The sequence below is a fragment of the Gordonia sihwensis NBRC 108236 genome (assembly GCF_000333035.1).
Taxonomy (GTDB): domain Bacteria; phylum Actinomycetota; class Actinomycetes; order Mycobacteriales; family Mycobacteriaceae; genus Gordonia; species Gordonia sihwensis.
Genome location: NZ_BANU01000020.1, coordinates 72,505 through 94,314 on the forward strand (window position 1 = coordinate 72,505; position 21,810 = coordinate 94,314).

Annotated in this window: 13 protein-coding genes; all 13 read right to left on the reverse strand. The window is 68.0% G+C overall.

Annotated elements, in window-relative coordinates; all coding sequences use genetic code 11:
• Nucleotides 1–5: 5 nt before the first annotated feature.
• The 13 genes from pks13 to GSI01S_RS13485 all read right to left on the reverse strand — a co-directional run bounded on the left by pks13 (nucleotide 6) and on the right by GSI01S_RS13485 (nucleotide 21,773).
• Nucleotides 6–5,375: a polyketide synthase Pks13 gene (gene pks13 / locus GSI01S_RS13425; RefSeq protein WP_006897122.1), complete on the reverse strand. Its 5,370-nt coding sequence runs from the start codon at nucleotides 5,373–5,375 to the stop codon at nucleotides 6–8.
• A 90-nt stretch (nucleotides 5,376–5,465) separates the two neighbouring features.
• Nucleotides 5,466–7,364 carry a long-chain-fatty-acid--AMP ligase FadD32 gene (gene fadD32, locus GSI01S_RS13430; protein WP_006897123.1) on the reverse strand — a complete coding sequence of 633 codons (1,899 nt, stop codon included), beginning with the start codon at nucleotides 7,362–7,364 and terminating at the stop codon, nucleotides 5,466–5,468.
• Between the two features lie 114 nt (nucleotides 7,365–7,478).
• A complete protein-coding gene (locus GSI01S_RS13435) occupies nucleotides 7,479–8,489 on the reverse strand; it encodes an LLM class F420-dependent oxidoreductase (protein ID WP_006897124.1) in 1,011 nt (336 codons plus the stop codon).
• Between the two features lie 143 nt (nucleotides 8,490–8,632).
• Entirely contained in the window at nucleotides 8,633–9,616 is a 984-nt protein-coding gene (locus GSI01S_RS13440; protein ID WP_006897125.1) for a cutinase family protein, read from the reverse strand.
• Entirely contained in the window at nucleotides 9,610–10,158 is a 549-nt protein-coding gene (locus tag GSI01S_RS13445; protein WP_039867708.1) for a DUF732 domain-containing protein, read from the reverse strand. Before GSI01S_RS13445 ends, GSI01S_RS13440 begins: the two co-directional genes overlap by 7 nt.
• A 106-nt stretch (nucleotides 10,159–10,264) precedes the next feature.
• On the reverse strand, nucleotides 10,265–11,737 hold the full coding sequence (locus GSI01S_RS13450) for an alpha/beta hydrolase-fold protein (protein ID WP_006897127.1): 1,473 nt from the start codon (nucleotides 11,735–11,737) through the stop codon (nucleotides 10,265–10,267).
• A gap of 282 nt (nucleotides 11,738–12,019) precedes the next feature.
• Entirely contained in the window at nucleotides 12,020–13,018 is a 999-nt protein-coding gene (locus GSI01S_RS13455) for an alpha/beta hydrolase (RefSeq protein ID WP_006897128.1), read from the reverse strand.
• 347 nt (nucleotides 13,019–13,365) lie between these two features.
• Nucleotides 13,366–15,459 carry an arabinofuranosyltransferase AftB family protein gene (locus tag GSI01S_RS13460; protein ID WP_051999663.1) on the reverse strand — a complete coding sequence of 698 codons (2,094 nt, stop codon included), beginning with the start codon at nucleotides 15,457–15,459 and terminating at the stop codon, nucleotides 13,366–13,368.
• Entirely contained in the window at nucleotides 15,446–16,363 is a 918-nt protein-coding gene (locus tag GSI01S_RS13465) for a decaprenyl-phosphate phosphoribosyltransferase (RefSeq protein ID WP_006897130.1), read from the reverse strand. The genes GSI01S_RS13460 and GSI01S_RS13465 overlap by 14 nt, the downstream gene beginning before the upstream one ends.
• Before the next feature lie 10 nt (nucleotides 16,364–16,373).
• Nucleotides 16,374–16,967: a phosphatase PAP2 family protein gene (locus tag GSI01S_RS13470; protein ID WP_006897131.1), complete on the reverse strand. Its 594-nt coding sequence runs from the start codon at nucleotides 16,965–16,967 to the stop codon at nucleotides 16,374–16,376.
• On the reverse strand, nucleotides 16,948–18,849 hold the full coding sequence (locus GSI01S_RS13475) for a glycosyltransferase (RefSeq protein ID WP_006897132.1): 1,902 nt from the start codon (nucleotides 18,847–18,849) through the stop codon (nucleotides 16,948–16,950). Before GSI01S_RS13475 ends, GSI01S_RS13470 begins: the two co-directional genes overlap by 20 nt.
• Entirely contained in the window at nucleotides 18,846–20,048 is a 1,203-nt protein-coding gene (gene glf, locus GSI01S_RS13480; protein WP_006897133.1) for a UDP-galactopyranose mutase, read from the reverse strand. Before glf ends, GSI01S_RS13475 begins: the two co-directional genes overlap by 4 nt.
• Before the next feature lie 105 nt (nucleotides 20,049–20,153).
• On the reverse strand, nucleotides 20,154–21,773 hold the full coding sequence (locus GSI01S_RS13485) for a SpoIID/LytB domain-containing protein (protein WP_006897134.1): 1,620 nt from the start codon (nucleotides 21,771–21,773) through the stop codon (nucleotides 20,154–20,156).
• Nucleotides 21,774–21,810: the final 37 nt, after the last annotated feature.

Consider the following 21,810-nt stretch of genomic DNA (forward strand, 5'->3'; position numbering starts at 1 on the left):
TTCCGTCACTTCTCGGTACTGATATCTGCCATGCGGCGGGCCAGGTCGGCTGCGACCTTCGCGACGTAGGGCTCATCCACGATGGCCAGGTGGTCGCCGCCGATGTGAATGATCTCCAGATCGTCCACCACCTCGCCCCAGCGCCCGTCCTCATCGATCTCGGCCCACTGCGGCTCGAGTTCGATGGCTCCGTCGTGCATCTTGTCCGCGCGGTAGAGCACCACCTTGCCGTCGTACGGAGTGGGATCGATCTCGGTGAGCGCACGGTTGTCGAGGAACGACGTCCGCTGATGCTCGATGATCCCGCCCGGAATCTTGGTCCCCGACATCGACATCATCTCGGTGATGATCGCGAACTGCTCGTTGTCGTCGGCGGCGACGAGCCGGTCCATCGGGATCGGCACGTCCTCGTCGAGCCCGTAAGTCTTGATCGCGAACGCCTTCCAACGCTCCAGCCGCGCTCGCTTGTTCTCCGGGGTGTCGGGCACGTCCCGGGTCGGGCGCACCACATCGATCAGTCCGACGAAGGCGATCTCCTCGCCCTCCTCGCGGAGCAGCTGTGCAGCGCCATAGGCCAGCGCCCCGCCCAGAGACCAGCCCACCAGCACGTACGGACCGTGCGGCTGCACCTCGCGCAGGCGCGGCATGTACTGACGTACCCGCTCTTCGATGGTGCCCTCGACTCGGTCGAAGCCGATCACCGGCTGGTCGTCCGGCAGCCGCTTGAGCAGTGCCTCGTAGGCCGAGGTGTTGCCGCCCGCGGGGTGGAACACCAGCATCGGCGTCGGGTCGCCCGCGGCGGTGTCGAACGTGTGCTTCGGCGTGCCGTCGGAATTCTTCGGGACACGCAGGAACCGCACGAAGCCGTCGATGTCGGCAGACGCCTCCATGTGCTGACGAACGTAGTTCGAGAGCTCCTCGATCGTCTCCGAATCGAGGACGTCCTCGACGTCGATCTCGCCTCCGGTGCGCTCGTTCAGCCGCTCGGTGAGCTTCTCCGCGGTCTCGTCGTCGAGCACCGGCAGCTTGTTGAAGACGCCACCGGCCGACTTGCCGGTCACCACCGCGTACGCACCGTAGGTCAGGCGTTCGGCAGCATCGCGCGGCGGCACATCGGTGCCCGAAGCCTCCGCCACCGACGCCTGGTCGGTGATGGTGGGAGCCTGTGCGGGCGGGGTGTCGGTGGCGGTCTCGGCCATCTTGGGCGCTTCGCTCACCTGGCTCCGACTCGACTCCTCGCTCGCGCTCGTCGTCGGCTCAACGGGCTCGACCTGCTTTGCAGGCTCCGGCGCATCGGGCGCCTGTCCCTTCAAAGCATCCTTGGCCAGTTCCGCATCGATGTAGGCGTTCAGCGCGGCGGTGTCGAGTTCTCCGCCGCCGGTGGCCTTCTCCAGGTCGTCGAGCTGATCGCGGTGGGTGACCGCGAAGGCGACGAACTTCTCGACGTCCGACAGATCAGCCTGTCGCATCGCCTGCAGCTGCAGCTGCGGGATCTCGAACTCGTACTCGACGCGGTTCTTGATGCGAACCGCCATCAGGGAGTCGAGGCCCAGTTCGATGAGGGGGATCTCCCGCGGCAGGTCCTCGGGGTCGTAGCCCATCGACTCGCCGACGATGACCGCGAGGCGGTCGCCCACGCTCTCTCCGGAGTCCGGGCTCCACCGGTCGCCGATCACGTCGACGACCTCGTCCTCGACGACCACCTTCTCGTCGACGAAGCCGGAGGCCTTCGCGGCCTCGGCAGGCGTCTGCGCGTCCGCGCCGGTCGCGGACGGCACCGGCTCGCGCACCGTGCCGCCGGTCACCGCGGCCTGGTAGAGCAGCGCGAATCCGCCCTGCGGACCGGCGTGCACACTGATCGCCGCGCCACCCGGGTGGCCGGTGAGCGTGGTCGTGACCGTGCCGTCGGTCGGGAAATCACCGAGCGACTCGACTGCCGCCACCGCGGCGCCGGAACCGAGCACCTGCTTCGCCGCGGCGAGCACCAGCTCCCGCGGATCGGTGACCGCCGCGGCGTTGACCTCCCAGGCGTGCCTGCCGTCGGGCAGCGCGACGTGCGCGCCCGGCACCGAACCGGCACCCGAGCCACCGGAGATCACTGCATCGATCCAATACGGCTTGCGCTCGAACCGCGTTCGCGGAATGTTCGCGAACCGCTGATCCGGTCCGGTGCCGAACAGCGCCGCCACATCCACCGGATGCCCGTGGACGTACAGCTTCATCAGCGCGTTGACGAGCCCGTAGCTCTCGTCCTCCTTGCGGCGCAGCGTCTCGATCAGCTCCGCGTCGTGCACCCCGGCGCCGAACGTGGTGGCAGCCACCGAGATCAGGACGGCGGGATTCGGCGAGAGTTCGACGAACGTGCGGTGCCCGGCCTCCACCGACTTCGCGATCGCCTGGGCGAACCACACACTGTGGCGCAGGCCCTTGAGGTAGTAGTCGATCGTGAACACGTCGGGGGTGCCCGGACGGTAGAAGGTCTCGCGGTCCACCGAGCTGTAGACGCCGTACTTCAACGGCTGCGGCTCGATGCCGGTGATCTCGTAGGAGAGTTCACCGAGCAGCGGGTCCATCTGCGAGGTGTGGCTCGCGCCCTTGGTCTGCAGCTTGCGGCCCAGCTTGCCCTCGGCCTCGGCACGCGCCACGATCGCGTCCACCTGTGGTCCCGGACCGCCGATCACCGTGTGCGTGGGAGCCGCGTAGACGCAGATCTCGAGGTCCGGGTAGTCCACGAGGACGTCGTTGATGTCTTCCGCGCTGTACTCGACCAACGCCATGAAGCGCACCGCGTCGCCGGTCAGCATCGCCTCGCCCTCGCCCATCAAGCGCGAACGCTGGCAGATCACCCGCGTGGCGTCCTCCAGCGACAGTCCGCCGCTGATGTAGGCGGCCGACGCCTCGCCCATCGAGTGCGGAACAAGGACGCCGGGCTCGGCGCCGTAGTGGCGCATCGTGTCGGCCAGCGCCACCTGGATCGTGTAGATGCCGATCTGCGCGGTCTCGATCTCGTACGTCCGCGCATCGTCGAGGAAGATCTCGACCATCGAATACCCCAGCTCCCGCTGGATGTAGGCGTCGACGCGGTCGGCGTACTTCGCGAACACCGGGTTCTCGGTGTACAGCTGCTTGGCCATCTTGCGATGCTGCGAGCCGAAACCGGAGAGCAACCACACCGCGGACGCGGCGTCGGGAGAGTCGCAGGTGTAGACGAAGGGCAGCGACTTGCCTTCGGCGACCGCGCGCATGCCCTTGACCGCGTCCTCGTACGTACGAGCCATCACCACCGAGCGCGTGCGGCCGTGGTTGCGGTGAGCCAGGGCACGGCCGATCTCCGCCAGCGGCGTCTGCCTGCCCTCGTCCGACTCCAGCCACTCGACCAGCTCCGCGGCGGCCTTGCGCCGGCGCGAGGCCAGAAAACCGGAGATCACCAGGGGCACTACAGCGCCGGGGACGGCGGCCGGCGCGAAGCCCTCCGCCGGATCGGCCTCGGGTGCTTCCGCGGCGACCGGCTCACGCTTGGCCTGAGCCGCGAGCACCGCCCGCTCGGCCTCGGTGAGGAAGTCGTCGTCGTCGAGATCGTCGGGCACCGGGACCCCGGCGGCGGCGTCGGCGTCGGCGGGCGAGGCCGCGCGGTCTTCGAAGTCGGACGGCAGCACCTCGCGGACCACGACGTGCGCGTTGGTTCCGCCGAAACCGAATCCGGAGACACCGGAGACGGCGTGCCCGGAGTACCGCGGCCACTCGGTCGGTTCGGTGATCACCCGGAGGTTGGTGGCCTCGAACTGGATGTACGGGTTGGGTCCTGCGTAGTTCAGCGAAGCGGGGAGTTTGTCGTTCTGAAGCGAGAGCACCACCTTGGCGAGCGCACCGGCGCCCGCCGCCGACTCCATGTGACCGAAGTTGGTCTTGGCCGAGCCGAGCAGCATCGGCGCGTCGCCGCTGCGGCCGCGACCGACCACGCGGCCGAGCGCATCGGCCTCGATCGGGTCGCCGAGCACGGTTCCGGTGCCGTGCGCCTCGACGTAGTCGACGGTGCGCGGGTCGATGGCGGCGTCGGCGTACGCCGATCGCAGCACCTCCACCTGGGCTTCGGGATTCGGCGCGAAGATGCCGTTCGAGCGTCCGTCGGAGTTGACCGCGGAACCGGCGATCACCGCGAGAACGGTGTCGCCGTCGCGGCGGGCGTCGGCCATCCGCTTGAGGACGAAGACGCCGCCGCCCTCGGCGCGGATCATGCCGTTGGCGTCCGAGGAGAAGGCCTTGATCCGACCGTCCGGCGCCTGTGCGCCGATCTGGTCGAAGCCGAGCGTCGCGGCCGGGGTGATGAGCATGTTGACGCCGCCGGCGATGACGACATCCGAATCACCGTTCCGCAGGCTGCGCACGCCCTCGTGAACGGCGACCAGCGACGACGAGCACGCCGTGTCGATGGCGAGCGACGGGCCGTGGAAGTCGAAGAAGTACGACACTCGGTTCGCGATGATCGACGTCGCCGTACCGGTCAGCGCGTACGCGGCCGTCTCCGATGCGCCTTCGCCGAGCCCGAGGGTCGCCAGCAACTGGTAGTCGTTGGTCGAGGTGCCCATGAAGACGCCCACCTGGCCACCGCGCAGGTCACTCGGCGGGATGTGCGCGTGCTCCAGCGCCTCCCACGTCAGCTCCAGTGCGAGCCGCTGCTGCGGGTCGACGTTCTCCACCTCGCGCGGGCTCATCTGGAAGAAGTCGGCGTCGAAGCCCGTCACGTCGTCCAGGTAGCCGCCGCGGACGTTGCCCTTCTCGATGGCCTCGGCCAGTCGCGGGTCGGCCTTGAACTCGAGCCACCGGTCGTCCGGCAGATCGGTGATGCCGTCGACGCCGCTGATCAGCGCCTCCCACGTCGACTCCGGGGTGGTGCCCGCCTTGGGGAACCGGGTGGCCAGGCCGACGATGGCGATATCGTCGTCGGCCGATCGCTCACGCTCCCAGAACCGGTCGGCCTCGACGTCGAGTCCCTCGTCGGGATCGCCTTCGATGATCCGCTTGGCCAGCGACGCGATCGTCGGGTGGTTGTACGCGGCGGTCGCGGTGAGGATGACCCCGGTGAAGTCCTCGACGTCGGCCGCGAGCGCGACGGCGTCCCGCGAGGCCAGTCCGAACTCCTCCATCGGGCGGTCGTCGGAGATCTGCTCGACGGCCACACCCGTGGCCCGCGACACCCAGTTGCGGAGCCAGTCGCGCAGTTCGTCGACGGTCAGGTCGCCGACGGTCTCGCCGTTCGAGACGGCGCGGCCTGCCGGGGACTCAGTGCTCTCGGAGGGCCCGGTGCGCTCGGTGGGCCCAGTGGTGTCGGAGGGCGCAGTGCTGTCAGACGGCGCGGTGTTCTCAGTTTCAGACATCGTATTCAGCCTACCGGTGGCGTTAATCATTTCGTTACTCAGCAAAAGGCCCGGTATGTCACGGCGTGACATACCGGGCCGGTCGCCGTCTCATGCGTCGGCGTCGGGGAACGCGGTCTGCTGGTACCCGCCGCGCAGGGTTCCGTCGATGTACGCGGCCTTGGTGGCGCGGCGTGCGATCTTGCCGCTGGACGTACGCGGAATGGAACCGTTCGGGACCAGCAGCACGTCGCGGGCCATCACGCCGTGCCTGCCGGCGATGGTCGCGCGTACGGCGTCGGCCACTTCCTGCGGGTCGGCTTTGCGTCCGGGACGCTCGGCGACGATCACCAACTGCTCGGACGAGTCGTCGGGATCGCGGGTGAGTCCGCTGAAACCGCCCTCGAAGACCTCGTCGGGCAACTGGTTGGCCGGCACCGCGAATGCGGCGACGAAGCCCGGACGGATCGCGACGCTCGCCTCCTGGGCGCTCGCTTCGAGATCCTGCGGGTAGTGGTTGCGGCCGTCGACGATCACCAGGTCCTTGACTCGCCCGGTGATGTACAGGTCGCCCTCGTACCAGACGCCGAAGTCGCCGGTCCGCATCCAGCGGTCGTTGTCGGGTGCGCCCTCGGCGTGGCTGCCGCTCTCGAGCCGCTTGGCCAGCCGGTTGTGGAAGGTCTCGACGGTCTCCTCGTCCTTGTTCCAGTAGCCCTCGCCGATGTTCAGTCCGTTCAGCCAGATCTCACCGACCCGCCCGTCGGCCTGCTCCTCGCCCGTCTCCGGGTCGACGATGGCGGCCCACTGGCTCAGCGCCACCTGACCGCACGAGACCTGCGCCACGGCGCCCTCGGCCTCCGGGTCGACCGGCACGAATTCGCCCTGATTGAGCTTCTCGCGGTCGACGTACCGGACGAGCGCCTCGTTGTCGCGCTGGGTGGCGGAGACGAACAGCGTGGCCTCGGCCATGCCGTAGCAGGGTTTGATCGCCTTGGGCGAGAGCCCGTACGGCGCGAAGGCCTCGTTGAACTTGCGCATCGAACTGACGGTGACCGGTTCGGAACCGTTGATCAGGCCGATCACGTTCGACAGGTCGAGCGTCTCGCCCTCGTGGGGCAGACCGCGCAGCGCCGCGTGCTCGTAGGCGAAGTTGGGGGCCGCGGCGTAGGTCGGGGCGTGGTCGTCGACCGCCGCCAGCTCGCGGATCCAGCGGCCCGGGCGGCGCACGAAAGCCATCGGGCTCATGATCGTGACGTAGCGGCCGCCCAGCGCGGGCAGGATCACGGTGAGCAGACCCATGTCGTGGAACAGCGGCAACCAGGTGACGCCGCGGGCGTTGCGGTCGATCTCGATGGTGTCGTAGATCTGCAGACAGTTCGCTGCCACCGCCCGGTAGGTGATCTCCACGCCGGCGGGCACGCGGGTCGAGCCGGAGGTGTACTGCAGGTAGGCGACCGAGTCGAGGCTGTTCCGGTCGGCCACCGGCGGCACCCAGGAGGCGCCCACCGAGTCGGGAACCGCGTCCACCGCGATCACGCGGGGGCGCTCCTTGGCCGGACGGTCGGCGAAGAAGTCGCGCACCGCCTCGGCCGATTTCGTCGAGGTGAGGATCGCCGAGGGCTTGCAGTCCTCGAGGACACCGATCAGCCGGTCGGTGTGGCCGGGCTCGTCGGGACTGAACAACGGCACGGCGATGTTGCTCGCGTACAGCGAGGCGAAGAAGCCGATCACGTACTCCAGCGACTGCGGCGCGAGGATCGCGACCCGGTCACCCGGCTGCGTCACCTGCTGCAGCCGCGCGGCGACGGCGCGCAGACGCTTGCCGAACTGCGCCCAGGTGAGGTCGATGCGCTCACCGTCCCGCTCCCGGCTGAAATCGAGGAAGCGGTAGGCCAGGGTGTCGGCCTGTTCCCGAACGTTGCGCTCGACATAGTCGACCAGCGTCACGTCGTCCTCGAAATGGAGGTTGCCGGTCTCGTCGAGGAACTGCTCGAACTCGGTATTCAGCATCCGTTAACTCCTGTTACCCGCACTCTTGCACGGCCTTGGGTCAATTGATCCGCACGCGTCCCCCCGTGGCACCACGGTGCCCAGCCCCCCGAACGTACGAAAACCTCGGTCAGTTTACTCTCCCCGCAGAAGCGGGATGACAGGCGCGAACGCGTCCATCTGCGTCGGGAATACTCCCACGTAGCTCATCGTGGTCCGGCGGCGGACTTCACGGATCTGCTCGGCGATCTCCTCGAAGGAGCCGAAGGCCAGGTACGGCGACGAGAGGATGTCGTCGACGGTCAGCTCCACATCGCGCGCGATGTTCGGCGGATACCCCTGCTCCAGAGCCTTGAGCGCCATCTCCGCGGTGGCCACGCGATCGTCGGTGACGACGATGGTGGCGATGGTCCAGTTCAGTTCGATCTGATCGAACCGGTCGCCGGCGGCCTCGCGGATCCGGTCGACGCGCTCGATGGTCTTCTCGATCGTCATGTCCGACAGCCGGAGCTTGCCCTCGCGGGTGGTGCCGGTCGCCACCGAGATGATGTCGGCGTGCTTGGCGGCGAGCGCGAGCATCTTGGGACCTCCGCCGCCGACCGCGATCGGCGGTCGCGGCCCCTGGCGCGGTCGAGGCGACCCCTCGAGGCCCTTGATCTGGTAGAACTCGCCGTCGAAGTCGACGGTCTCGCCTCGCATCAGCTTGTCCAGGATCGTCAACGACTCGTCGAGCCTGCGGATCCGCTCGCCGGGCGTGCCGAATTCGATGCCCGCCTTGTCGAACTCCTCTTTCATCCAGCCCGAGCCGATGCCCAGCTCCAGCCGGCCCTTCGACAGGACGTCGATGGTGGTGGCCTCCTTGGCCAGCACGGCCGGATGCCGGAAACCGTTGGCCAGCACGGACGTCGCGAGACGGATGGTGCTGGTGGCCTGCGAGAGCGCACCGAGGGCCGCGAGCGGCCCCACCTGGTTGCCCATGTGATCCGGTATCGCGAAGGTGTCGTACCCGTACTCTTCAGCGGTCTGGGCGAGCTTCACGAATTTCCGGGCGCCGCCCTCGTCCTTGTTGCCCTCGCCGCCCGCGCCGAAGCGGAACTTCCGAAGTCCGTCGGCGGTGTGCGTCGACGAGTCTTTGGCAGTCGTCACGAAGCGTTCTCCTCATAGGTCTGCGGCCCGCTGCGCGGGCCCCAACCCGAGAAGGCTATCGCAGGCAGTCGCATCGCCCAAGCTGACCGGCACTGATACCGCCCCTGTCGGGCGGCGCGGGTCTCGGGGAGCCGGTCTCCGGTTCAGGTGTGCTCGGGATGCGGCGCACCGGAGATCAGCTTCGAGGCCCACGCGGTCATCCACTGCGTGGCGCTCTGTCCGCTGTTCGACTTCCAGTACCGGGTGGTCGCGTACAGGGCGTGCACCGGGTTGCCCGCCGCGTTCGCCAGCTTGCCGATCGCACTCAGCGAATCGTTGACGGTCGGCGAATCGCAGATGAGGTCGCCGGGCGCACAGATCGAGTAGACGCGATCGGAGAGGTCGCCGAAACCGCCGCTGCGAGCGCCGGACAGCGTCGTTCCGGGAACCATGCTGCCGAAACCGCCGAGTGCGATCTCGGCGCCGACACCGGCCGGGCTCGGCGCCACGTCGTGCTGACCGCCCGGCTGACGACGGCCGTCGGCGATCATCCCCACGCCCAGGACCAGGTCCTGGTCGGCCGCCGGGATGGGACCGCGGCCGTTGGCGATATCGCTCGCGACATCGCCGGTGATGACCGCGCCCTGGGAGAAGCCCATCAGCACGTACCGCGTCAGCGGGCAGTGCGCATGCGTCTTGCGGAGCTTCTCCTCTGCACGCCGGGTGCCCTGAGCACGCGAATCGTCGTAGCTCGCCTGACGGTCCGCCAGGTTGGTCGGATTTCGGAACTGCGCCTTGTACGGCACGGTGTACACCTCGGTCCGCGACCGATCGAACTTCTCCTCCAGCGGCGAGGAGACCTTCAGCATCAGCGACTTCGGGTTCGCGGTGGGATGGTACGGATCGTCGCCCGCCTTCGACTCCCATGTTCCCGGGATCACCAGGGTCAACACGTCGGGACAGTCGGCCGGTTGCGCCTGCGGACGGTTCGACGGCGCCGTGGTGGTGGTGCCCGGCTGCCCGGGCCCCGGCGGAGGGGGCGGCGGCTTGAGCCACTGATAGATCAGGAATCCGATCAGCAGCGCAGCGACGATCGCGAGGACGAGCACGATCAGCAGCAGCCGCCCGATTCGGCGGCGCTTCAGCACAGGTTCTTCTCTGCCGCGGTGATCACCTTGTCGGACTTCGTGTTCGCCTCGGCGTCACTCTTGGTCATCGGGCCGATCGCGGCACGCACGTACGCCTTCACCAGCATGGGATCGGCCTTCTGCGACTTCGCGTCGCACACGTAGTGACCCATGGTCAGCGCCACGTTGTTGTCGTCGTCGCCCATGAACGAGACGTTCTGCTTCTTCAGATCCGTCAGATACGCCTTGTCCTTGTCGCTCAGCTTGATGCCGCTCGGCGGCGGTGATCCGCCCGGGAAGTTGCCCGGCGGAGTGGTGGACGAGTTCGGCTTGGTCTCGGGCGGCGACACGGCGGCCTTCGACGCCCCGCTCTCGGCCTGCTTGGACGCCTCAGCCGATGCGGACGCCTTGCTCGAATCCGATCCGGGCATCGTGGTGGTGGTGACTGGCGCGGTGCCGATGGGGGCGCTCGCGGTCGACGAATCGCTGCACGCGGTGAGCGCGCCGACCGCGACGGCGAGCGCTCCCGCCGCGACGGCGAGCCGGAGGTACTTGGCAGTCATGACGGCAAGCCTACCGCCGTCGAGCGGCCCGACCCGCCGCGCAAAGGGGTTCACCTGCGAAGACATGGCAATTCCTCAGACGAAACTCAGGCAGTGGTGGTGCGGGTCACTCGACCCGGGTACCGCCCTGCGGAGTCCAGGTGATCTTGCCGCGTTCGAAGGTGTTGAACTTGACGCCGTCGCGGCCGGTCTGCTCGTCGCTGGTCGGCAGTCCCAACCGGTCCGCGGCGGGCACGTACGCGCCGCCGATCGCGCCGCCGACCACCTTCGGTCCCTTGGGTCCGGTGAAGATGCGTCCGTTGCGGAAGTCCTGGGCACTGCCTCCGGGCACCGGGTACTGCGGGGTGAGGCAGCCGCCGAGATCCTTGACCTGCGGCGCCTTCTTGAAGGCGTCGCCCACCTGGCACGCCACCTTGTCGCCGCTGAGTCCCAGCGCGCTCGCGGCCTGCGGCCACGCCTGTGCCATTTCGAACTCCCAGTAGGGCCAGGTGTGCGTACCCGACGGCCGGTAGACGGCCTGCCCCGGGATGCCCAGCTTGTTGAGGCGGGAGGCGAACTGCTGGCTGGTGACCCGAGAGAGGACCTCCAGGCCCACGCCGGAGTAGTTGGTCGCCAACAGCGGGATGTCGGAGGGCTTGTCGTGGGGGCCCACCACGCCGTTGCCCGACGAGATGTACAGGCTGGTGCCCCGCAGCTTGGATGCGAGCACGTACGGGTCGTGCTCCTTCCAAGCCGGGTCGCTCGGCGGTCCGAACATCTTCATCGAGTCGTAGCCGCCGCCGTCGCGCAGGGCGAACTGGACGGCCTGCGGCATTCCGTACGACGACAGCTGGAGAATGCCCGAGAAGGACGCCGCGAACCGGTAGAAGCCGGGGTTGCGGGCAGCGAGCATCATCGCCGCCGAACCGCCCATCGACAGACCTTCGATGCCGCGCACGTCGGTGGATCGCCACTGTCCCTCGAGGATCGGCGGCAGCTCGTGGATCAGGAAGGTCTCCCACTGGTAGTTCTTACCGCGGTCGGGTTCCTTCCAGTCGGTGTAGAAGCTCGACTCTCCGCCGACCGGCATGATCACGTTGACGTTCTTGTCCTGATAGAACTGTTCGGCGTTGGTGTTGATGAGCCAACCGCTCTGGTCGTCCTGCGCCCGCAGTCCGTCCAGCATGGTCAGCTGAGGGAACTTGGCGCCCGGGTTCGAGAACCAGTCGCGGGCCAGGAGGATCTGAACCTGGATGTCGGTGTTCATCGCGGGCGAGTGCACCCACAGCGCCACGCGGTGCGAGCTGTACCAGTACGTCTTGGTGACCACGGCCGGCGGTGCCGGCTTGGCCGGAGCGGGCTTGGCTCCCGGCTTGTCGCCGGTTTTGGCGTCCGGCTTCGCGCCCGGCTTGGCGGGGGCGGGCTTGTCGGCGCCCGGCTTGGGCGCGGGCTTGGGAGCCGGCTTGGCGGGCGCCTGCTGCGGCGGCTGGGGCGCCGGATCGGCGAACGCGGGCCCCGCACCGGCGGCGACCATCGATACGGCCACGGCGAGACTCGCCGCGCCTCGTCTCGCGGTCGTCGTCTTGGTCCAGATCTTCACTGCGTACTCCTCACAAGTCCCCGGCCGTGCCTTCTCGCGCCCACGCGACACCGGGCGTCTCCCGTGTTTTTACACGGGAAATCCTCAGTTCGGTGCGCGCCACGCTGTGACTCGTGTGAATTATGTGACTGAAGTGTCTAAGACGTCCCGGAATGACGCGACCGAACCAGCCCCGCCCGGCCCCCGCCCGGCACAGTCGGCCCGACTACGGACTGAGCCGCGACATCGCGGATGCGATGTCGCGGCTCAGGCGAGATGTGCTCTAGCGCGCGGCCAGTGGGATCAGTTGAAGAATCCCCGGGCCTTGGCGTTCCACAGCATGTCGCTCCAGTAGCCCCAGGCGTGGGTGCCGTTGGCGGAGTACGACATCACCGGGACTCCCTGGACGAAGGCCGCAGCCTCGAAGGCCTTGGCCTGCGCGAACGCCAGGAGCTCGAGCGGCGTGCCCTTGAACAGGTCGTCGAAGGTGTTCTGCGGGTAGTTGTAGCGGCCGAACAGACCGTTACCCGAGCCGACGAAGATCTTGAGGCCGTGCATGCGGTTGATGAGCATGAACGGATCGTTCTGCGTCCAACGCGGGCTCCACGGCGGACCCCACATCGCGTCGACGTTCCACGGCTGCGGCTCCACGTCCAGCATGGCCAGACGGAGCGCGGTGCGCATGCCCGGCGCCGACAGCGTCAGGTAGCCCGACAGCGAGCCGGCCGCGTAGTAGAGGTCACGACGCTGCGCGGCGTGCGTCAGCGCGGCACCGCCGCCCATCGACAGACCCATGATGGCGTACTTGCCGCCCTTGCTCGCGAAGCCCTTGCTGCGCAGAGCCGGGACGAGGCGCTTGTCGAGCACGCAGCCCCACTTGTACGCCTTGCGCTGGCCGTTGAAGTTCGACGGCGCATCCCAGTCGGTGTAGAAGCTGGCGGGACCGCCCACCGGCATGACGACGTTGACGCCGCGATCGGCCATCGCGCGGGCGTTGGTCTCGATGTCCCAGCCGCTGCGGTCGTAGCGCGCACGCATTCCGTCCAGCAAGATCACCGTGCGGGTGTTGCCGGGCTTGCGCCAGGCCTGCACCTTCACCTGACCGGGGGCCATCGACTTGTTGCCGAAGGCGCCGTTGGTCGGCATGCCACAGGCGTCGATCCAGAACCCCGCGTACGACGCGGCGCTCGCCTGACCCGCTCCGATGGCGGTACCCATCAGCCCCATGGCAGTGAGCACTGCGACGAGGACCGCGGTGAACCGGCGATGGCCGGCCTGCGGTTTGCTCTTAGCTACGCGCATTGACTGCATTCTCCCTAACTCTGCTTTGCACTCACCGGCGGTCCTGAGACCACCTGTGAACCTCTTCGGCACGCGTGGGCACCGTCGTTGACGTCACAAAAGTCACATCTGCAACTGGATAGAGCGAGCCTATTCGACTCTCCCACCCTCACCAAACCCTGTGATCGCAATCACATCGCCTGGTCAGTCGACTTGTGCACAGCCGCTCCGGGGGCCTTCACCCCTCGTTGCGGCCACGCCGTTTCTATCGTGCAACCGAGCAAGGACGTTACCGTTTCGATATCTGGCCCGCCAATCGGTGAGAGCTATCTGACACATGTCCGTCTCAGCTTCACCTGAGGCGGCTCTCAGTTATCCGAGGTCAGCCCCTTGGGCATCGCCAAGCCGCACCGCTCGATCTCGTATTTCGGTTCGCGGGCGATCCGGTAGGAATTGAACTCTGCGGCCTGCCGCAGGTTGTGCCGGAATCGGGCGAATGTCCAGGTGCCCTTGTACGAGGCGAATCGCGCTTCGGTCATCGGGCAGGTCAGTGCCACGCGGGCCATCTTCACCTCGTCCCGGTCGATGAACGCCGGGAAACCCGAGACGCTTCCGCTCTCGGCGACCACCCACTCGGTCGGCAGATGCTTGTCGTGCCCGATGCGCCCGTCGGTCAGCCGCGGCGTGTGCGCCGCCAACGGATACGCCAGGCCCATCTGGTCCACCACCCGGACGTCGAGCGGAGCGTTCATGCTCGTCATGCCGAGGTTGAGGAAGTACACCGTGGTCTGTCTGGGGATCCCGGGCTTCAAGTGCTCGGGCAGCGGAGCCACGTACCACTCGTCGAAGTTCGCCGACGGGAGGATCACCCCGCCTCCGGCGGCCTCGGTCTGCCGGATCTTCTCGACCATCGCGCGCATCCGCGGATACTCGAGGTAGTCCTCTGCGGTGACCGGGTTCTCGTTGCCCATGTTCGTCACATAGAAGCGACGCTCGTCGACGATGCCGTCGCGGCCGATGTCCATACCGGCGTTGGGCAGCACGGTCTGATTGACCGCCACCCCCCACCACACGGTGGTGACGACGCCGCCGAGCAGCAGCAGCCCGGCGCCGAGCTGGTACCGCGACCGCGCGCTGGAGAGCGAGGCGGGAATCGTCACCGGGATCACCATCACCGGCAGCAGCAGAATGAACAGCGGCGCCAGCAGGACGCGGCCGTGCATGAAGTCCCCGCCCTGCCGAATCCAGTACAGGCCGAGGATCAGCCCGGCCACCAGCGTCGTGACGACGACGGCGTTCTGGGACTGCACGTGGTCGACGGCCGACGACCACGTGCGACGGAGCCGCTGCATCGGCGGGACCGGCGGCGCCCCGAGGATCTCCGGCGCATCGGCATCGTCGGCGGGGGCCGCCGAGACGGCAGACGCCGCCCGAGGAGCCTCGCGGCGAGTCAGGTACGCGCCGACGGCGAGCAGTACGCCCGCCCCGATCGCGACGATCACCGGCAGCAACAGGGTGTACGGGGTGAACAGGTTGTCCAGGTAGGCGAAGCCCTGCTTCCACTTGGACCCGCTCGCATCCTTCGCGATCGCCGGATTCGGCACCAGGACGGCGTAGTAGCCCATGCGGAAGATCTGATAGCCGATCGGGACGGCTCCCGCGACCACCACCATCGCCACACGCATGCGCCAGCCGATCCGCGAGACGAACAGCACCAGCAGGACCAGTCCGCCGAAGACCGTGATCTCCGGACGGATCAGCGGCGCCATGCCCGCGGTGAAAGCCAGGAGCAGGAAGGCGATCCGCGACCGCCGGCTCCCGTCGTCCGGGTCACGCCGGCCCCAGGCGAGGAACTGGCACCACAGCGCGGCGATCCAGAAGATCACCAGACCGTTCTCGAGGCCGGACGTGGCGAAGTCGCGCGCGGGCGGAATCACGATGTACACGATCGCGCCCAACGGCAGCAGCAGCGTGAGCCCCGGCCCGAGCGCCCGGCGACCGTACAGGCGCGCCGTGCCGTACATGGCGAGCGGCAGCGCGGCCACCGACAGCACCAGCGCCACCCAGAGCGCGACGTACTCGGTGTGTTCGGCACCGGTCACCCAGCTCCAGAACCAGATCAGGTAGGTCCACGCGGTGGAGGTGTTGGCCTCCACCCGTTCACCGGCGTTGAAGACCGGTCCGTTGCCCGCGAGGAGGTTGCGCACGGTGCGCAGGACGATGAGGCCGTCGTCGGCGATCCAGCGGCGCTGCCACGCACCGATCGCGAACAGCACGGTGACGGCGAGGGCTCCGATCGAGAAGCTGGCGATCGGTGCGATCAGCCTGCGCCGGTCGCCGCGGTTCCCGGGCCGTCCGCCGTCGCGGGGCTCGTCGAGGGCCTCCGGGCCATCGGGGTCGTCGGAGACGACCGGGATCACCGTCGTCGGATCATCGGACCGGGACTCATCAGAGCGGGACATAGACCGCAACACCCACCAGCACGACCCACGCCACCGCAAGGAACTGCAGCACCCGATCGCCGAGCGCGATGTCCTCCGGCTCGCCGGCCTGGCCGCCGTCGACGTCGACGGCGTAGCGGAGGATCGCGACGGTGAACGGCACCATCGAGATGGCGTAATAGACGTTCTGCGAGTGGATGCCGTCGAAGGCCCACAGTCCGTAGCAGAGGACGACGGCGGTGGCCGAGAGCGTCCACACGAACCGCAGGTACGTAGTGGTGTAGTACTCGAGCGACTTGCGGATCTTGGCCCCGGTGCGCTCGGCCAGCTGCAACTCGGCGTAGCGCTTGCCCGCGGCCATGAACAGCGAACCGAAGGCCATCACCAGCAGGAACCACTTGGACAGGTCGATCTCGGCGGCCACGCCACCGGCGATGGCGCGCAGCAGGAAGCCCGACGACACGATGCAGATGTCGACGACGGCCTGGTGCTTGAGCCCGAAGCAGTAACCGAGTTGCACGCCCAGGTACACCGCGATCGTCACGGCCGTCTGCCAGTTGGCGATGAACGCGATGCCGATCGATCCGGCGGCCAGCACCACGGCGAGCACGAAGGCGAGGTTGCGCGGCACCACGCCCGCCGCGATGGGCCGGAAGCGCTTGGTGGGGTGGTTGCGGTCGGCTTCCACGTCGAGAGCGTCGTTGATGAGGTAGATCGACGACGCGACCAGGCAGAACGAGATGAACGCGATGCCGACGTTCAGCATCCGGTCCGAATCCTTGAGGACCTCGGTTCCGGCCGCCAGCGGCGCCGCCAAGACCAGGACGTTCTTCACCCACTGGCGCGGGCGGAGTGCCTTGATCAGACCCGTCGCCAGATTCTTCGGCGGACCGGGGACGCCGTGCTCGATCGGCTCCTCGCTCATCGGTGCTTCCTCACTTGCTCGAGTCTCGGTTGCGGGATTGTGCATCGGCGGCGATCACCGCTCCCGCGGTCACTGCACCGACAAGAGCGCCGGCGGCCACATCGGAAGGGTAATGGACACCCAGAACCAGACGCGAAAGCAGCATCGGCGGAACCACCGCGGCGGGCACCAGCACCTGCGCGACGGGACTGCCCGCGGCCCGCCCCAGCAGAATCGCCGCAGCGGTGGTGGACGTGGCGTGACTGGACGGGAAACTCAGCCTGCTGGGGGTCCCGACGCCGACGCGGATGTCGGGGTGGCTCGGACGCCTGCGGCGCACCACGCGCTTGATCACCACGGACGCGGCATGCGCCACGAATGCGCCGGCACCGGCTTCCAGGTAGCGGCGGCGCGCGACCTCGTCGCCACGTCGGTGTGCGGCGTAGGCGCCGGCCCCGGCGAGCGCCAGCCAGCCCAGCGAGTGCTCTCCGAAATGCGAGAGTCCGCGTGCGCCGGAGAGCACGCCGGGCCGGTCGGCGATCGCCGACTGAACGGCCACCAGCATCGCCGCCTCGCCGGTCGCAGGTTCCGGCGCGGCGATCTGATCAATCGATTCCGAAGACACGGGCCCAACTCTCCTTGCTCACCAGATCGTCATGTGCGGCGCGGTACTCGTCCCGCTTCGCGTCGAACTCATCGCGCAAACGCTTGACGAGAGCCGCCGACTCCCTTGCCAACGACAGCATCTTGTCGCGATCACGCTGGCGGTAGACCACCCCGCGACCGTCGGCGGTGGTGACGGTGACGCCGTCGACCCGGCCGAGCGAGAACCAGCGCGCCTCGATGGGCGGATAGTTGGCCTGCGGGACGCTGTGATGCCGGGGATCGGCCGGGCGCACATTGTTCACGACCGCCGCGGCGAGTGCCTTCACCTTCGCGACCGGGCCGGTGGGGACGTCTGCGCCCAGCGCCGTGGCCTCCCCGGTGGCGGTCGGCAGGTCGGTGGCCGAGGGAAGCACCACCGCGTCGGGGTAGCCCTTGCGGATCTGCGCCACCTTGCCCAGGGCGGTGGGCAGCAGCGACCGGATGTGCTCCGGCCCGGCGAGGAAGTCGCGGATCGCCTCGTTCTGGATGGCGACCGTGGAGTACTCCAGGCACAGGAGGTGCTTGGCGGTGGCCTTGGCCATCGACTTGAGGATGCCGTCGATGGAGCCGTCGGTGTAGATCGACGCGACCACCAGGCGGTTGCGCAGATGGAAGTACGCCTGCCAGTCGATGGCGTCGTCCTTGTCGCTCCACGCCATATGCCAGATGGCGATGCCCGGGATGGTCGCGGTCGGATAGCCCGCCCGCTCGGCACGGAGCGCGAACTCCCAGTCGTCCCACTTGATGAACAGGGGCATCGGCAGGCCGATGGTCTCCGCGACCTCGCGGGGGATCATGCACATCCACCAGCCGTTGCCCTCGACGTCGATGCGCCGGTGCAGGTTCTTGGAGTTCTCGCGATCGCTGAGCGGATACTCGGCGAAATTGTGGTCGTACTCGACGAACGGAGCGGCGGTCCACATGAACCGGTTGCGGTCGATCACCTCCCCCATGCAGTGCAGATGGCTGCGATCCTGCAGGTTCAGCATCTGACCGCCGACCAGCATCGGCGACTTGGCGAAGCGCGACATCGCGAGCGCACGCAGGATCGAGTCCGGCTCGATCATGATGTCGTCGTCCATGTACAGGATGTACGGGCTGTCGGTGAGCCGCAGCGCCTCGTACATGATGCGCGCGTAGCCACCCGACCCACCGAGATTGCCCTGGTCGAAGATGTGCAGACGATCACCGAGGCGCTCGGCGGCGGCCGAATAGCCGTCCTCGTCGACCACCTTGCGGGTGCCCTGGTCGGGCATCAGGACGGCGTCGATCACGGCGTCGACCATCGGGTCCGAGGTCAGCGCGCTCAATGCCGCGACCGCGTCGGCCGGGCGGTTGAAGGTCGGGATGCCCACGGTGACGCGGTCGGTGCCGGCCTGTGCGGGCTCGATCGGTGCATACCACCCGGCCGAGAGGATCTCGGTGTCCGTGTCGGTGGTGATGTCGAACCAGATCCAGCCGCCGTCCTCGAACGGGCCGAGGTCGGTCTGGAACTCGAACACGCCGGTCCCGTCGTCCCCGAGCGGAACCAGATCGCCGCCGATCGCGATACGGGAGCCGTCGATCTTGGATCGGTAGAGGTCCACGCGCGCAGTGCCGCGCACCTCGACGCGCAGGACCACCGAGTCCAGGACGCTCCAGCGGCGCCAGTACGAGGCGGCGAAGGCGTTGAAGTAGGTCGCGAAGCTGATCTCCGAATCGGCGCCGAGCCGCACGCTGGTGCGGTCGGGCGCGTGGGCGCGCGAGGCGTTGCTCGGCGACTCCACGAGGTACAGCGACCGAACGTCCAGCGGTTCACCCGGACGCGGGAAGATCACGCGCTGAAGCAGGCTGACCGCTCCGGATTGCTGTGCCTGAGTCATCGGGCCGCTCCCCCGGTCAGCGGCGCACCGTCGCGCAGGTACGGCGCCAGCGTGTTGTCGAACATGGTCAGCGCGCTGGCGATGGCCATGTGCATGTCCAGGTACTGGTAGGTGCCGAGGCGACCGCCGAAGAGCACCTTGGACGAGGCCGCCTCGGCTTTCGCCAATTCGCGGTAGGCGTTCACCATGGCGCGATCGTCCGGGGTGTTGATCGGGTAATAGGGCTCGTCGTCGTCCTTGGCGAAGCGGCCGTACTCCCGCATGATGACGGTCTTGTCGGTCGGATAGCTCTTCCGCTCCGGGTGGAAGTGGCGGAACTCGTGGATCCGCGTGAACGGCACGTCGGCATCGTTGTAGTTCATCACCGGGGTGCCCTGGAAATCGCCGGTCGGCACCACCTCGAGCTCGAAATCGAGCGTGCGCCAGCCGAGCCGGCCCGCCGAGTAGTCGAAGTAGCGGTCCAGCGGGCCGGTGTAGACGACGGGTGCGTCGGGACTCGCGGCGCGCAGCTCGTCGCGAACGTCGAACCAGTCGGTCGACAACCGAACCTCGATGCGCTCATCGGCCGCCATGTTCTCCAGCCACGCGGTGTAGCCGTCCACCGGCAGACCCTCGTAGGTGTCGTTGAAGTAGCGGTTGTCGAAGTTGTAACGGACCGGCAGACGGGTGATGTTGCCCGCCGGGAGGTTCTTCGGATCGGTCTCCCACTGCTTGGCGGTGTAGTGCTTGATGAATGCCTCGTAGAGGGGACGGCCGATCAGGCTGATCGCCTTCTCCTCGAAGTTCGCCGCCGCATCGGTGTCGACCTCGGACGCCTGTTCGGCGATCAGCGCACGCGCCTCGTCGGGGGTGAAGTAGCGGCCGAAGAACTGGGACACCAGGCCCAAGCCCATCGGGAACTGGTAGGCCTGGCCGTTGTGCATCGCGAAGACTCGATGCTGGTAGCCGGTGAAGTCGGTGAACTGGTTGACGTACTCCCACACACGCTCGTTGGACGTGTGGAACAGGTGCGCGCCGTACTTGTGGATCTCGATGCCGGTCTCCGGCTCCGCCTCCGAGTACGCATTGCCACCGATGTGGTCACGCCGTTCGACGACGAGCACTCGCTTCCCCAGTTGCGTCGCTGCGCGTTCGGCGACGGTCAAGCCGTAGAAACCCGAGCCGACCACGATCAAGTCGTAGGTGCTGTTGTTCGTCACGACTGTTCAGCCTATCGGACCGATCCTGAGTATTCCCGCAGCGAGCACGCGCGACGGCCCGCCCGGCGGTGTGAGATTCGTCCGTGAAAGAGGCCGTGAGAACCGTCAGCCCAGGCCGTCCCGCGTGGGGAAACCGAGCGCGGCCAGGCCGCCCGCGTTCAGGAAGTCGGTCAGCGACTGGCCCATCAGCGCGTGCACGCCGGTGAGCGGGCTGAAGTAGATGACGCCGTTCTCCAGCACCTGCACCAGACCCGGCAGTCCCTTGCCGTCGGTGAGCAGTTCCGGTTTGGCGACGGTGCCCGTGGAGCCCTGCGAGTTGTCGCTGCGCTCCAGATTCACCTGCTTCAGATCCACCTGCTTCGCGGTGAGCTGCTTGAGTCCCTCGGTGACCAGTTTCTCCAGCATCGGGGTGACCTCGCCCACGATGCCGGTCACGTCGGGCAGTCCCACCGCCGACAGCCCGGGCACGATCTGGTTGAGGACGGCGCCCAGCGGGCTGAGGTCGAGCAGTCCCCCTCCCGGCGAGTCCGGTCCCACCTGCGGCTTGACGATCTTCGGCATCGATTTCTGGCCCCGCACGGAGAACCAGTCCGATTTCAGTTGCAGCTTGACCCGCGCGTCGTTGCCCGAGGCCTCGACCGTTCCGCCGGTGCCGGTCACCCGGACCTTGACGACGCGGCCGCCGCCTTCGCCGAGACCGTTGGCCTCGATCACCTCGAAGCTCTTGAGCGACCCGACGCCGAACGCGGAGCCGATGCTCGACGCGCTGACGGTCGCGGACCACGAATGGTCGGGTGCGATGGAGTCGCCCGCATCGCGGACGGCCGGGAAGAGTCCGCCCGCGGTGTACCCGCCGGTGGAGGCCGAGAACTCGGTGAGAGCGGGTTTGCCGTTCAACAACCGGATCTGCCCGGCGGTGGCGTCGGCGGCCCGGCTGGTCCGGGGATCCTCGCCGGAGGCTCCGTGATACATCTGGGACGCCTGGGTGTTGTCGATCTTGCGACCCGCGGCCAGTCCGGCCAACACATAGGAGCGCGCCGCGACCGCCTGCGCCTTGAGCGCCTCGAATCCGCCGGTGTCACCCCAGGACGGCATCGACTCCTTGGGGATCACACCCTTGACGTAGTCGTCCACGTGCAGCTTGTTGTAGACGCCGCCCGGACCGATGCCGATGGAGCCGCGGTACTTGTCGCCCCCGTTGCAGAAGGTCAGCAGTTCCTGGTCCGGCCGGTTGGTCCCCGGGTTGATCGGGTCCACCTGCGTGGCCGGAACAGTGCTGACGACGGCGCCGCCGCAGCCGTCGGTGATCGTGGCCGTACCCCCGGACAGGCTGACCGCCTGCCCGGGAGCGACCGTCTGCGTGCCTACGCGCATTCCCGCAGCCGCATGAACACCGACCGACGCCTTCTCGCTCAGCGAGACCGTGACGTCGGGGGTGCTCACCTTCCCCGCGACTGTGTTTCCGTAGTAGTGCCGGAGGATCTGATCCGCCGACCACCCCTGCTTCGCGTAGCCGTACGCACCCCACTGGCCCAGACCGCGTCCGTGCCCGTGCCCGTGCCCGTCGAGGACGATCGGCGTGTTCGCCGCCAGGGCGACCCCGTCGGAGGAGAACACGTCGGTGCCGCCGACGACCAGACCACCCGCGAGCAACGCGGGCGCCAGGCCCAGGGCAGCGAAGGTCAGAGTTCGCTTCTTGGCTCGGCTCGGTCGAACATTCGGCACTGCACAACCCCTTATGGCGGGACCACTGCATGCGTGT

Bases quoted from the DNA above. Each gene is read 5' to 3' on its own strand.
- pks13 (WP_006897122.1), bottom strand. From the start codon at position 5,375: ATGTCTGAAACTGAGAACACCGCGCCGTCTGACAGCACTGCGCCCTCC.
- GSI01S_RS13445 (WP_039867708.1), bottom strand. From the start codon at position 10,158: ATGACTGCCAAGTACCTCCGGCTCGCCGTCGCGGCGGGAGCGCTCGCC.
- GSI01S_RS13475 (WP_006897132.1), bottom strand. From the start codon at position 18,849: ATGACTCAGGCACAGCAATCCGGAGCGGTCAGCCTGCTTCAGCGCGTG.
- fadD32 (WP_006897123.1), bottom strand. From the start codon at position 7,364: ATGCTGAATACCGAGTTCGAGCAGTTCCTCGACGAGACCGGCAACCTC.
- GSI01S_RS13460 (WP_051999663.1), bottom strand. From the start codon at position 15,459: ATGTCCCGCTCTGATGAGTCCCGGTCCGATGATCCGACGACGGTGATC.
- GSI01S_RS13455 (WP_006897128.1), bottom strand. From the start codon at position 13,018: ATGCGCGTAGCTAAGAGCAAACCGCAGGCCGGCCATCGCCGGTTCACC.
- GSI01S_RS13465 (WP_006897130.1), bottom strand. From the start codon at position 16,363: ATGAGCGAGGAGCCGATCGAGCACGGCGTCCCCGGTCCGCCGAAGAAT.